10 protein-coding genes and 1 tRNA gene are annotated in these 13,137 nt (G+C 69.4%); 9 read left to right on the top strand and 2 right to left on the bottom strand.

What is annotated here, in order from left to right; translation table 11 throughout:
- Positions 1–25: 25 nt before the first annotated feature.
- The 4 genes from EYW49_RS08810 to EYW49_RS08795 all read left to right on the top strand — a co-directional run bounded on the left by EYW49_RS08810 (position 26) and on the right by EYW49_RS08795 (position 1,874).
- Entirely contained in the window at positions 26–664 is a 639-nt protein-coding gene (locus EYW49_RS08810; RefSeq protein ID WP_131308379.1) for a Maf-like protein, read from the top strand.
- Positions 665–678: 14 nt separating this feature from the next.
- The gene (gene yacG, locus EYW49_RS08805) at positions 679–864 is read left to right on the top strand and encodes a DNA gyrase inhibitor YacG (RefSeq protein WP_131308376.1); all 186 of its coding nucleotides are present in this window, start codon (positions 679–681) and stop codon (positions 862–864) included.
- 238 nt (positions 865–1,102) lie between these two features.
- Positions 1,103–1,178, top strand: a tRNA-Phe gene (locus EYW49_RS08800).
- 255 nt (positions 1,179–1,433) lie between these two features.
- Positions 1,434–1,874 carry a lipid-binding SYLF domain-containing protein gene (locus EYW49_RS08795; RefSeq protein WP_131308373.1) on the top strand — a complete coding sequence of 147 codons (441 nt, stop codon included), beginning with the start codon at positions 1,434–1,436 and terminating at the stop codon, positions 1,872–1,874.
- A 78-nt stretch (positions 1,875–1,952) separates the two neighbouring features.
- Here the strand turns inward: EYW49_RS08795 and EYW49_RS08790 are convergent, their stop codons facing one another.
- Positions 1,953–3,077: a two-component system sensor histidine kinase NtrB gene (locus EYW49_RS08790; RefSeq protein ID WP_131308370.1), complete on the bottom strand. Its 1,125-nt coding sequence runs from the start codon at positions 3,075–3,077 to the stop codon at positions 1,953–1,955.
- 285 nt (positions 3,078–3,362) lie between these two features.
- On the opposite strand from EYW49_RS08790, the gene EYW49_RS08785 reads away from it, so the two are divergent.
- A complete protein-coding gene (locus tag EYW49_RS08785) occupies positions 3,363–5,438 on the top strand; it encodes a methyl-accepting chemotaxis protein (protein WP_131308367.1) in 2,076 nt (691 codons plus the stop codon).
- A 103-nt stretch (positions 5,439–5,541) separates the two neighbouring features.
- Positions 5,542–7,932, top strand: coding sequence for a hybrid sensor histidine kinase/response regulator (locus EYW49_RS08780; protein ID WP_131308364.1), 2,391 nt, complete (start codon positions 5,542–5,544; stop codon positions 7,930–7,932).
- Here EYW49_RS08780 and dorR read toward each other — a convergent pair.
- Positions 7,914–8,612: a two-component system response regulator DorR gene (dorR, locus tag EYW49_RS08775; RefSeq protein WP_131308361.1), complete on the bottom strand. Its 699-nt coding sequence runs from the start codon at positions 8,610–8,612 to the stop codon at positions 7,914–7,916. The genes EYW49_RS08780 and dorR overlap by 19 nt on opposite strands.
- Positions 8,613–8,811: 199 nt before the next feature.
- Here dorR and torC point away from each other — a divergent pair, with 199 nt between their 5' ends.
- From torC to torA, 3 genes are read left to right on the top strand one after another with little or no spacing between them, the layout of a single operon-like run.
- Positions 8,812–9,933: a pentaheme c-type cytochrome TorC gene (gene torC, locus EYW49_RS08770; RefSeq protein WP_265937390.1), complete on the top strand. Its 1,122-nt coding sequence runs from the start codon at positions 8,812–8,814 to the stop codon at positions 9,931–9,933.
- A complete protein-coding gene (locus EYW49_RS08765; protein WP_131308355.1) occupies positions 9,926–10,549 on the top strand; it encodes a TorD/DmsD family molecular chaperone in 624 nt (207 codons plus the stop codon). The genes torC and EYW49_RS08765 overlap by 8 nt, the downstream gene beginning before the upstream one ends.
- A 12-nt stretch (positions 10,550–10,561) precedes the next feature.
- Complete coding sequence (gene torA / locus EYW49_RS08760; RefSeq protein ID WP_131308352.1) at positions 10,562–13,033, top strand: trimethylamine-N-oxide reductase TorA; 2,472 nt, start codon at positions 10,562–10,564, stop codon at positions 13,031–13,033.
- Positions 13,034–13,137: the final 104 nt, after the last annotated feature.

Below are 13,137 nucleotides of genomic sequence, written 5' to 3'. Positions count from 1 at the left end.
GTTCCATCCCCCCGAGAGGCAGATCATGACCGTCGCCCTTCCCAAGCTCGTGCTGGCGTCCGCCTCGCCGCGCCGATTGGGACTGTTGCAGCAGATCGGCCTCGAGCCCGACCATCTGCATCCGACCGACGTCGACGAGACGCCGCTGCCGGCCGAATTGCCGCGCCAGCTCGCCCAGCGTCTGGCCAAGGTCAAGGCCGAGGCGGCGCTCGCCTGGTCGAAGCGCGACGAAATCTGGACCGGCGCCTATATCCTCACCGCCGACACGGTGGTGGCGGTCGGCCGCCGCATCCTGCCCAAGGCCGAGACCGTCGACGAGGCCGAGGCCTGCCTCCATCTCCTGTCCGGCCGCTCCCATCGGGTGTGGACCGGCCTTGCCCTGGTGACCCCGGCCGGGGCGATCAAGGCGCGGCTGGTGGAAACCCGGATCCGCTTCAAGCGCCTGTCGCGCGCCGAGATCGACGCCTACATCGCCTCCGACGAATGGCGCGGCAAGGCCGGCGGCTATGCCGTCCAGGGCCTCGCCGGGGCTTTCGTGGTGTCGCTCCAGGGCTCGTGGCCGAGCGTCGTCGGCCTGCCGCTGGCCGAGACCGTCGGCCTGCTCGAGGCCGCCGGCTTCCCCGTCCGCGCCAATTGGCCGGCCCCCCTGGTTCCGGTGCTGTGAAGGCCTCCCGCCCCATGGCCTCCGCGACCCCGCCGCCCGGCGATGCCCCCGCCCGTCCCTGCCCGATCTGCGGCAAGCCGGCGAGCGCCGCGGCGCGACCCTTCTGCAGCCCGCGCTGTCGCCAGGTCGACCTCCACCATTGGCTGACCGGCCGCTATGCCATTCCGGTGGTCGAATCGGACGACGACGACGAGGCCTGACCGCCGCGCTCGCGCCGAAGAGCCGCCCCCAATCGACGCCCGCCGCGCCGATCATCGGCCCGAGGCCGCCCCTGCCGGACCGAAATCCGCCCCCCGCCGGGCTTTGCCGGCGAAGCGCGACCGACCTTTCCGGTCTCGACGATCGCGTGACGAAGGGGTCTGGACAGCCCGGATCTCTCCGACTATAACGCGCCCACCTTCGGGACGCCGACCTTCCGGTCACGCCTCCCGCCCGGTCGCCTGGGTAGCTCAGTTGGTAGAGCAGCGGATTGAAAATCCGCGTGTCGGCGGTTCAAATCCGTCCCCAGGCACCACTTCCCCCTCCCGAGAGCTCCACAACCGGCTGACATCAGCGGGTCGCCGCCGTTTGCACCGCCGCCGCCCGGCGAAGCCCGCGGCGGCGCCGATGCGCGGTGCCGGCGACCGCGACCGCGACGCGGATGGAACCGGAAGCGCTTCGGCGCGTTGTGTCAACGCGCCTCGTCGTGATGGACGGGCTTCCGGCATATATTGCAGACTTACGAGATCGAATTTGCCGCGAGTCTCTCGGGCCGCAGGAGAACTTCCCCATGCGCTCTTCCCATTCCTTCCGTGCCGGTCTCGTCGCTCTGGTCGCCGTCGTCGCCGCCAGTCTGTCGACGGCGGCCTTGGCCGACAGCGGAACGGTCCGGATTTCGATCTACAAGGCCGGTTGGTTCGTCGGCGGCTCCGGCGGCGACGGCACGCTGACCTTTCACGGCAAGCGCTACCCGCTGTCGATCGGCGGCCTGAGCGCCGGTCTGGTGTTCGGCGCCTCGAAGACCGAATTCGTCGGCAAGGTGCGCAGCATCCGTGATCCGTCCGATATCGCCGGGGTCTATGGCGCCGGTGGCGCCGGTGCGGCGGTCGGTGTCGGCGTGCGCGCCATCGTGCTGACCAACGGCAAGGGCGCCGTGCTGGAACTCACCGGGCGACAGATCGGATTGATGGCCAACGCCGACTTGAGCGGCATGGCGATTTCGCTGCGCTGACCGCACTGCGCCGCCACGAGACACCGCCACCCGGCCGGGCCCCGCGAGGGGCCCGGCTCGCGTCGCCCGGCGCCCCGTTCACGGCCGCCGCCGCGTCTCAGCCGTCGCGATGGCGCGGCAAGTGCACCGACACGCGCGTACCCTCGCCCGGCGCGCTCTCGATGCGGATCCCGCCGCCCGCGCCGTCCGCTCGACGCTGGTCAGCCCCAGACCGGTGCCGGAATCGGGTCCTTTGGTCGAATAGAACGGCTCCCGCGCCCGCGCCAGCACGTCCGCGGTCATCCCCGTGCCGGTGTCGACCACTTCCAGTACCACCTGATCGCCACCCCCGCCGTCGCCGTCGAAGACGTCGCCGACGGTCGAATTGCGCACGAAGATGGCCAGTCGCCCGCCCGCCGGCATGGCATCGCGGGCGTTCATCACCAGATTGAGGACGATGCTCTCGATCTCGCTCGACGACACCCGCACCGGCCACGGATCGTCGTCGATCGTCAACTCGAGCCGGATCGCCGCGTCCAGGACGCGCTCCGCCAAGCGTGCCGCCTCCCGGACCGGCAGCGCGACGTCGATCGGGTTCGGCGGCCGATCGCGACGGTGGGACAGCGCCAGCAGACGACGGTTGAAACGACTGCCCCGCTCGGCCGCCTCCTCGGCGCGCCGGACGTGCACCAACGCCTCGTCCAACTCTCGGCACATCTCGGCGAGTTGCAGATTGGCGGAGATCACGGTGAGGAGATTGGCGCAATCATGGGCGAGAACCCCGGCGAACTGGCCGACCATGCGCAGGCCCTCGTCGCGGATCAGGGCTTCTTCGGCGTTCTTCCGCGGCGTGATGTCCTGGTGAATGACCAGAGCGCCGCCACTTTCCACCACGTCGAAAGGAAACACCGTCATCTCGAACCAACAGAGACGATCGGCCGTCGTGCAGGGATACTCCATGACGAACGTCGGCGTCGATCGAGACAGTATGGCCGACAGACCCTCCAAGGCTCTCGAGGCGTCGTCATCATGAGCCGCAGCGGAACGACAGATGTCGAGATAGTCGGCGCCGATACCGAACGCCTGTTCGTCACGCAAACCATTCCGCCTTGCGAAATCTCTCCAGGCGGCATTGACTTCGACGACCACGCCGCGCGGATTCAACACCGCGATGTTTCCGGGAAATGCGTCCAGGATCGGTCTGACGTGACTATTATCGGTCATTGAATATTCTCATGCCGGCGACACTTCATAACACCGTTTCATCGGCCTCGCAGATACGACTCTCTGATAGGCGCGCCGGCCGGGACCTCCGCCGTCGGCGGGCCTCGGGCGGGCAGACGCCGAAATAGAGCCGAAGATTTACGCAGCGTAATATTTGGCGCGGGCGCTCGGATGCGCGCGTTCGTCTGATCGCGCGGCGCGAAGACATCGAATCCGCGGCGGAAGAAACCAAGTCTTAACCATGTTTCGACACTTTCGACCCGACCGCATGGGGACCGTCGGAAGATGCAGAGCTTCACCGTCTCGGAACGTCTCGCCCTCGCGGTCCTCCCACCGCTGCTGATTCTCGTCGCGCTGTTCGCGGTGCTGGTCGGCCAGCGCTTCGACGAGGTCGGCCGCTCCGAACAGGTCCTCGCCTTCGCCGAAACCTCGGGCACGATCTCCGCCCTGGTGCACGAACTGCAGCGCGAACGCGGCGCTTCGGTCGGCGTCGTCGCATCCAAGGGCCAGAAACCCGAGGCCCGCGCCCTGCTGGCCGAGCAACGCCGCCGCACCGATGCCGCCCTCGACACCTTCCGACGCGTCGAGCGCGCCGCCACGGCGCCTCGCGACGGCCGCTTCGCGGCGATCCTCGCCAGGGCCGACGAGCGCCTGACCGCCCTCGACGTCCGCCGTCGCGCCGTCGACACCCTCGAGGACGGCGTGCCGGCGGTTTTCGAGTGGTACACGGGGACCATCCGCGACTTCCTCCGCACCTCGGCCGAAGTGGTCAAATCGGTCGGCGAACGCCGCGCCACCGTGTCGCTGATCGCCCTGCAGGCGCTGATGGAAGCCAAGGAGAACGCCGGCCGCGAACGCGCCTCCGGCAATGCCCTGATCGCCGGCGGCACCGTCGATCCCACCCGCTACCGGGCCTTCGTCGAGGCCGCGGCCCAGGAGAGCGATCGCCTGTTGGCCTTCGCCGCCCTCGCCGAAGGGGTCCACGACGACCTCCTCGCCGCGGTTCTCCGGGCCCCGACCCGCGAGCCGGTGGAGCGGCTGCGCCGCACCTTGGTCGGTGCGCTCGAGACCGGCAGTCTCGGCACGCTGACCACCGCCGACTGGTGGGCCGCCACCACCGCCTGGATCGACAGCATGAAGACCGCCGAAACCGCCCTCGACGCCGCGATCGTCCAGGCCAGCGGCGAGGGCGCGGCCGCCGCGCGCCGCCTGTTGGTCTTCTACGCCGCCGCCGGCGCGATCCTCCTCGCCGCGGTCGCCCTGTTCGGCTTCCTGGTCGCCCGCTCGATCGCCGGCCCGATGCGCCGCGCCGCCGGGGTGATCGACGCGATCAACGCCGGCGTCGACGACGTCGCGCCGCCGCCGCGCCTGCCGGCCCGCAGCGAGATCGGCCGGGTCTCCAACGCCATCCGCCAGTTCATCGACACGCTCGCCGAACGCCGACGGCTGGAGGCCGAACAGCACCGCCGCGAGGAGGCCAACACCCGCTCGCGCCGCATCATCCTCGCCGGCATGGCCGACGAGGTCGGCGACGCCACCGATCGCGGCATGGCCTCGATCGTCGACGGCGCCGGCGCCGTCGAAGGCCGCGCCGGCGACATGCTCGCGACCCTGCGCGCCGCCCATGCCGCGACCACCGTCGCCGCGTCCTCCGCCGCCACCACCCGCGAGCTCAACGCCCAGGCCGCCGCCATGACCACCCAGGTCACCCTGGCGATCGGCGAGATCGCCGATCAGGTCGGCCGCTCGTCGCAGCTGACCCGCGACGCCGTCGACCGTGCGACCCGGTCGCATGCGGTGATCGACGGCCTGACCCGGGTCACCGCCGACATCGACGCGATCGTCGCGACCATCACCCAGATCGCCGGGCGGACCAATCTGCTCGCCCTCAATGCGACGATCGAAGCGGCCCGCGCCGGCACCGCCGGCCGTGGCTTCGCCATCGTCGCCCAGGAGGTCAAGGCGCTGGCCGGCCAGACCGCCCATTCCACCGAGGAGATCGGCCGCAAGGTCGTCGAGATCCAGACCGCGTCGCGCGACGCCGTCGAGTCGATCCGCACCATCGCCGCCGAGATCGTCGAGATCGACGGCGTCTCCGGGGCGATCGCCGCGGCGATGGAGGAGCAGCGCACCGCCATGGGCTCGTTCTCCGCCGCCATCCAGGAGGCGAGCGGCGCGGTCGACGACGTCGCCGCCCGGATGATCGACATCGCCGGCATGGTCGACCGCTCGACGGCATCCGCCGAAGCCGTGGTCGGCGTCTCCGGCGACATGCGCCGCTCGTCCGAACGGGTGCGCGCCGAGATCCCGGCGATCGTCCGCGCCGCCACCGAGCGCGCCGAGACCCGCGAAGCCGCCTGATCGCCGCCGTTCCGCGCCCCCGCCCCGACCCCGCCCCTGGATGGTTCGCCGGATGGCGGGCGCGCACGCCTTCCGATAGCCTTCGCGGCGAAGAGGAGACGTCATGGAACGGCTGCACGACATCGTCGCCGGGGGCGAGAAGTGGCTCACCGCCCGGATCATCCACTATGCCAAGCAGCGCGGCTTCACGCCCTTCACCTCGACCCTCGAACAGGCCTGGCTCGCTTCGATCCGCGGTCTGTCGGAACCGCTGCTGGCCGCCCTCGCCGAAGGCCGCACGATCGCCGCGGTGTCGGCCGAGCCCGACTATGCCCGCGATCCGATCGCCCGCTACGGCATCGAGGCGGCGCGCCGCCACCGCACCCGCGGCATCACTCTCGGGCTGTTCCTCGGCCTGATGAAGAGCTACCGCCGGTCCTATCTCGATCTGGTCGCCGCGACCGACCTCGCGCCGGAGGAGCGCGCCGCCGCCGCCGATCTGGTGGAGAACTTCTTCGACCGGGTCGAAGTCGGCTTCTGCGACGAATGGGCCGGCCGCCCCGCCGACGAGCAGTTCGATCAGCTGCGCGCCCAGAACCGGGCGATGACCAACGAGAAGAACAAGTATCTGACCATCTTCGAGAGCCTCAACGATCCGGTGGTGCTGATCGACGAGACCGGGGCGGTCGAGAACCTCAACCACGCCGCCTTCGCCCTGTTCGGAGCCGGCGACGCCCCCGGCGCGCGCTACTACGGCGACGCGCGGGTGCCGATGGCCGAGATCCTCGGTCTCGATCTGGTCGGCGGCGCCGATCTCGCCTGCGAGCGCCGGCTGCCGACCAACCTCGGGCCGCGCTGGTTCGACATCAAGACCCAGCGGATGCTCGACGTCTCGGAGAAATACCTCGGCACCGTGGTGATCCTGGTCGACATCACCGAATATCGCCGCGCCACCGAAGACGCCGAACGCGCCGATCGCGCCAAGTCGGCCTTCCTCGCCACCATGAGCCACGAGATCCGCACCCCGATCCACGGCATCCTCGGGCTCGCCGAGTTGCTGCGCGAGCGTCCGCTCGACGACCAGGACCACGACAAGGTCGAGGCGATCGCCCGCTCCGGCGAGATGCTGTCCTCGGTGGTCTCCGACATCCTCGACTATTCCAAGATCGAGGCCGGGGTGCTCGATCTCGAACACATCGAGTTCTCGGTCGCCGCGGTGATCGACGACGTCTTCGGCCTGATGCAGCCGCTCGCCCGCCGCAAGCCCGACCTGCGCCTGATCCTCGAGACGCCGCGCCTGCCGACGGTGGTCGGCGATCCCGGCAAACTGCGCCAGATCCTGCTCAATCTGATCGGCAATGCCGTCAAGTTCACCGAGAGCGGCACCGTCTGGCTGGCGATCGAGGACGTCTCGGGGCCCGGCGACGCCTGGATGCTGCGCTTCGTGGTCGCCGACACCGGCATGGGCATCGCCGAATCCAAGCTCGCCTCGATCTTCGAACCCTTCACCCAGTCCGACGGCTCGGTCGCCCGCCGCTTCGGCGGCAGCGGTCTGGGGCTCGCCATCTGCCGCAGCCTGGTCCAGCGCTTCGGCGGCGAGATCGGCGTCGACAGCCGCCTCGGCGAGGGCAGCCGTTTCTGGTTCACCGTGCCCTTCGAGCGCGGCCTCGGCCTGGAACCGGCCCGCCGCGCCGGCAGCGACGCCGATGCGCCGCCGCTGCCGGCCTCGCTCGACGTGCTGGTGGTCGAGGACAACGAGGTCAACTCGATGGTCGCCGGCGGCCTCCTGGAGCGCGCCGGCCATCGCGCCACCATCGCCGCCACCGGTGCCGACGCCCTCGCCTGCATCGAGTCCGGCCGCCATCATCTGGTGCTGATGGACCTGCGCCTGCCCGACATGGACGGCCTCGAGGTGACCCGCCGGATCCGTGCACTGGCCGATCCCGCCAAGGCGGCGATCCCGATCGTCGCGCTGTCCGCCCAGGTCCTGAAGGCCGACATCGAAGCCTGTATCGCCGCCGGCATGAACGACTTCCTCGGCAAGCCGTTCCATCTCGACCGGCTCGAGGCGACGCTGCGCCGGGTGATCGCCGCCGCCCCGCCGCCGGCCCCGCCCGTCGATCCCGAACCGGCGGCGGGGATCGAACCCGCCACCATCGACGAGACGGTGCTCGCCGGCCATGTCGCTGTCCTCGGCGCCGCGCCGACCGGCCGCATCGTCGCCGCCTTCGCCGCCACCACCGCCGATCTGCCCGCCGATCTCGAACGCTGCGCGGCGACCGGCGACCGCGCGGCGATCGCCGAGATCGCCCATCGCCTGAAGAGCGCCTCCGCCCATGTCGGGCTCGCGGCACTCGCCGCCCGCGCCGCCGCGGTCGAGACCACCGCCCGCGGGACTCGCGACGGCGCGATCACCGGCCCCGCGAACGATCTGGCCAGCGCCTGTCGCGACGCCCGCGCCCTTCTCGATCGCACCTGGCGGCGTCTCGGCGAGGCTCAGCCGGCGAAGACGTAGCCGACGCCGTGCACCGTGACGATCAGGCGCGGCCGCGCCGGATCCTTCTCGATCTTGCGCCGCAGCCGGCCGACCAGCACGTCGATGGTGCGGTCGAGCGGGTCGCGCTCGCGATGGCTGACGTGGTCGATCAGCCCGTCGCGGGTCATCACCCGCCCGCGGTGGGTGACGAAGGTCGCGAGCAGCTCGAATTCCGCGCGGGTCAGCCGCACGTCCTCGCCGTCCGGCGCGGTCAGGGTCCAGTGGGGAATGTCGAGGGTCCAGCCGTCGAAGGTCTTGATCGGCTCGTCGGCGGCCATCGCCCGCGCCGCCACCACCCGGCGGGCGAGGTTCTTGGTACGCGGCAGCAGCTCGCGCATCATGTAGGGCTTGGTCACGTAGTCGTCGGCGCCGAGCTCCAGCGCGACGATCCGGTCGACGTCGTCGTCGCGGCCGGTGACCATGATCACCCCGACCTCGGACTGGCGGCGCAATTCGCGCAGCAGCGACAACCCGTCCTCGCCGGGCAGGTTGATGTCGAGCATCACCACGTCGACGTCGCCGGCCGCGAACACCCGCCGCATCGCCGCGCCGTTCTCCGCCTCGGAGACCCGATGGTTCTCCTTGCGCAGATAGGCGGCCAGCGTCTGGCGCCCGACCGGGTCGTCTTCGACCACGAGGATGTGGTGGCTCTTCGTCATGGCGCCCGTTCAAGGACACCGGCGGGGCACCGTCAAGCGGACAGTTCGGCCGTTCACACCCGTTTACAATTCTCTACATCGCATTCACCGCCTGCCGAAAGCCTGTTCACCGCGCTGCGCCATGGTTCCGGCCATCGTCACGGCAGAGGGACTCGCGCCGGTGTGGAAGATCTTTGCCAGATTCGATCGAAAATGGACCTTGGCCGCGGTCGGCCTGATCGGCGCCGTCGTCGGCGTGATCGGCTGGGGCGGCTTCAATACGGTGATGGAAGCCACCAACAGCCTGGAATTCTGCATCTCCTGCCATGAGATGCGCAGCACCGTCTACGAAGAGTACAAGAAGTCGATCCACTACTCGAACCCGGCCGGCGTGCGCGCGATCTGCTCCGATTGCCACGTCCCCAAGGACTGGACCCACAAGATCGTCCGCAAGATCCAGGCGACCAACGAGCTCTGGCACAAGGTCGCCGGCACCATCGACACGCCCGAGAAGTTCGAAGCCGAACGCCTCGGCCTCGCCCGCCACGTCTGGCAGACGATGAAGGACAGCGACAGCCGCGAATGCCGTAACTGTCACTCCTTCCAGGCGATGGACTTCACCCACCAGCGGCCCAAGGCCGCCGAGCAGATGCAGAAGGCGGCCACCGACGGCTCGACCTGCATCGATTGCCACAAGGGCATCGCCCACAAGCTCCCCGACATGTCGACCGGCTACAAGTCGCTCTACGAGGAGCTCGCGACGCTCGGCAAATCGCTCGCGCCGAAGACCGGCGATACGCTCTATACCCTCGCCACCAAGCCGTTCTGGTTGGCCCGCCCGGCCGATGCCGATGCGACCAGCGACGGCAAGCTGCTCGCCGCCACCCCGGTCGCGGTCCTCGCCCGTGACGGCGACTGGCTCCAGATCGCGGTCGCCGGCTGGCAGCAGGAAGGCGCCGAGCGGATGTTCTACGCCCTCCAGGGCAAGCGCATCTTCGCCGCCGCCCTCGGTCCCGACGCGGTCGAGAAGGTGGTCCGGTCCAAGACCATGACCGACCCCGATACCGACCAGGTGTGGAGCGAGGGCCGGCTCACCGCCTGGGTCAAGAGCGACGGCCTGGTCGCCGACCGCGCCCGCCTCGATGCCTACGGCGCCGAAATGTACAACGCCAGTTGCGGCCTCTGCCACTCGCTGCCGCCGACCGGCCACTACCTCGCCAACCAGTGGATCGGCAACCTCAACGCCATGAAGCGCTTCATCGGGCTCGACGACGAGCAGTACCGCTTCCTCCAGAAGTACCTTCAGATGCACGCCCAGGACACCGGAGGCCGCCATGAGTGAGGTCGCCGCCGTCGACTCCGCCCGCCTGTTCGGCTGGCTGGCCGCCCTGTTCGCCGCCCCGCCGAATCGCGAACTGGTCGCCGACCACCGCGGGGGCGCAGCGATCCCCTGGCTCGACCTGTTGGCCGCCGACCCCGACTGCGCCGAGGCGGTCGTCGAACTGCGCGCCGTGTTGGCGGCCGCCCGCGACGACGATGCCGCGACCGCGCAGCTCGGCATCGGTTACGGCCGGCTGTTCGAGGGGATCGGCGGCCCGAACACCGTGCCCCCCTACGAATCCGCCCATCGCGGCGACGGCCGCCTGTTCCAGGCGCCGGTCTCCGAAATGGAGGCCCTGCTCGCCGCTCACGATCTCTCCGTCTCGGTCACCGTCGCCGAGCCGGCCGACCATCTGGCGATCGAACTGGCCCTGATGGCCCGCTTCGTCGCCGCCGACGATCCCGACCGCGCCGTATTGGCCGCTCGCCTCGCCGGTTGGATCCCCACCTTCGCGTCTCGCTGCATCGCCGCCGACACCACCGGCTTCTGGGCCGCCGCCGCCCGGATCCTGGTCGTCGCCGTCGCCCGCGAGTGCCCAACGCAACCCGGCCGTACCCAACAAGAAGCCCACGGCTAGAGGAGGACTCCCATGTCGATCGCGTCCAAGGAAGAGTTCCGCGCCGAACTGTCTCGGCGTTCGTTTCTGAACTACGGCGTCGCCCTCGGCGCCCTCGGCCTCGCCCCGTCGCTGCTGGTGAACGGCGCCCGCGCCGCCGGCATGCCCGACGGCGAGATCCTCACCGGCTGCCACTGGGGCGCCTTCCGCGCCAAGGTCGAAGGCGGCCGCATGGTGTCGGTGAAGCCCTGGGAGAAGGATCCCGCGCCGAGCCATCAGCTCGCCGGCGTGCTCGACTCGGTCTATTCGCCGACCCGCATCAAATATCCGATGGTCCGCCGCGCCTGGCTCGAGAAGGGCCCCGGCGCCGACGTCGAGAGCCGCGGCACCGGTGACTTCGTCCGCGTCAGCTGGGACAAGGCGATCGAGCTGGTCGCCAAGGAACTGCAGCGCGTCGAGAAGACCTACGGACCGGCCGCCACCTTCGCCGGCTCCTACGGCTGGAAGAGCCCGGGCCGTCTCCACAACTGCCAGAGCCTGTTGCGCCGGATGATGAATCTGAAGGGCAACTTCGTGAACTCCTCGGGCGACTATTCGACCGGCGCGGCGCAGATCATCATGCCGCACGTGGTCGGCACGCTCGAGATGTACGAGCAGCAGACGGTGTGGCCGGTCGTCGTCGAGAAGACCGAGCTGATGGTGTTCTGGGGCGCCGATCCGGTGGTCACCAACCAGATCAGCTGGGTGATCGGCGATCACGGCGGCTACGAAGGCATGAAGGCGCTCAAGGCCAAGGGCACCAAGGTCATCTGCATCGATCCGGTCCGCACCGAGACCGCCGAGTTCTTCGGCGCCGAATGGCTCGCCCCGCGGCCGCAGACCGACGTCGCCCTGATGCTCGGCATAGCCCACACCCTGGTGGTCGAGAAGCTGCACGACGAGAAGTTCCTCAAGACCTACACCACCGGCTTCGACAAGTTCCTGCCCTACCTGATGGGCGAGACCGACAAGACCCCGAAGTCGGCCGAATGGGCGGCGGCGATCTGCGAGATTCCCGCCGACACCATCAAGGACCTCGCCCGCCGCTTCGCCAAGAACCGCACCATGCTCGCCGGCGGCTTCGCGCTGCAGCGCCAGCAATACGGCGAACAGCGCCACTGGATGCTCGTCACCCTCGCCTCGATGCTCGGCCAGATCGGCCTGCCCGGCGGCGGCTTCGGCTTCTCCTACCACTACGCCAACGGCGGCACGCCCTCGGCCGACGCCCCGGTCCTGACCGGCATCACCGACGGCGGCAAGGCCAAGGAGGGTGCCGCCTGGATGACCGAAGCCGGCGCGGCGACCATCCCCTGCGCCCGCGTCGTCGACATGCTGCTCAATCCGGGCAAGGAATTCGACTTCAACGGCACCAAGGCCAAGTATCCCGACGTCAAGATGGCCTATTGGGTCGGCGGCAATCCGTTCGTCCATCATCAGGACCGCAACCGGATGGTCGAGGCCTGGAAGAAGTTCGAGACCTTCATCGTCCAGGACTTCCAGTGGACGCCGACCGCCCGCTTCGCCGACATCGTGCTGCCGGCGACCACCTCCTACGAGCGCAACGACATCGACAGCGTCGGCGACTATGCCGGCTCGGCGATCCTCGCCATGAAGAAGGTCATCGACCCGGTCTTCGAGTCCAAGACCGACTATGACATCTTCGCGCTGATCGCCGACAAGCTCGGCAAGGGCAAGGAGTTCACCGAAGGCAAGACCGAACTCGAATGGATCAAGTCCTTCTATGACGCGGCCCTGACCCAGGCCAAGGCCAAGAAGATCCCGATGCCGGAGTTCGACGCCTTCTGGAACGGCGCCGGCGTCGTCGAATTCCCGGTCACCACCGGCAAATCCTTCGTCCGTTATGCCAAGTTCCGCGAGGATCCGCTGCTCGAGCCACTCGGCACGCCGTCGGGCAAGATCGAGATCTACTCGAAGAACATCGAGAAGATGGGCTACGACGACTGCGGCCCCCATCCGATGTGGATGGAGCCGAAGGAACGCCTCGGCGGCCCGACCACCAAGTACAAGCTGGCCATCGCCACCAGCCACCCCAAGAGCCGCCTGCATTCGCAGCTCTGCGGCACCAAGCTGCGCGAGACCTACCAGATCGCCGGCCACGAGCCCTGCCTGATCAACGTCAAGGACGCCGAAGCCCGTGGCATCAAGGACGGTGACGTCGTCCGCGTGTTCAACGACCGCGGTCAGATCCTCGCCGGCGCCAAGCTCACCGACAAGATCCGCCCCGGCGTGGTGCGGGTCAACGAAGGCGGCTGGTACGATCCGATCGAACCGGGTAAGCCCGGGTCACTCTGCCGTTACGGCGACGTCAACGTCCTGACCATGGACGTCGGCACGTCGAAGCTCGGCCAGGGCAACTGCGCCCACTCGGCGGTCGGCGAAGTCGAGAAATACGCGGGTCCCGCGGTCACCGTCGGTGTCTTCACGGCACCGAAGGGCGCGGAATGATCCGTGCGCCGGCCGCGGAGTGACCGGGTACGGGTCACCCGCGGCCATCCCCTGCGGCGACGATGGGGGGGAGCGGCGACGCTCTCCCCCATCCGCGTGACAAG

Source organism: Siculibacillus lacustris (genome assembly GCF_004328075.1).
In the GTDB taxonomy this organism is placed as follows: Bacteria; Pseudomonadota; Alphaproteobacteria; order Rhizobiales; family Ancalomicrobiaceae; genus Siculibacillus; species Siculibacillus lacustris.
This window is presented reverse-complemented; position numbering and strand designations above follow the sequence as displayed.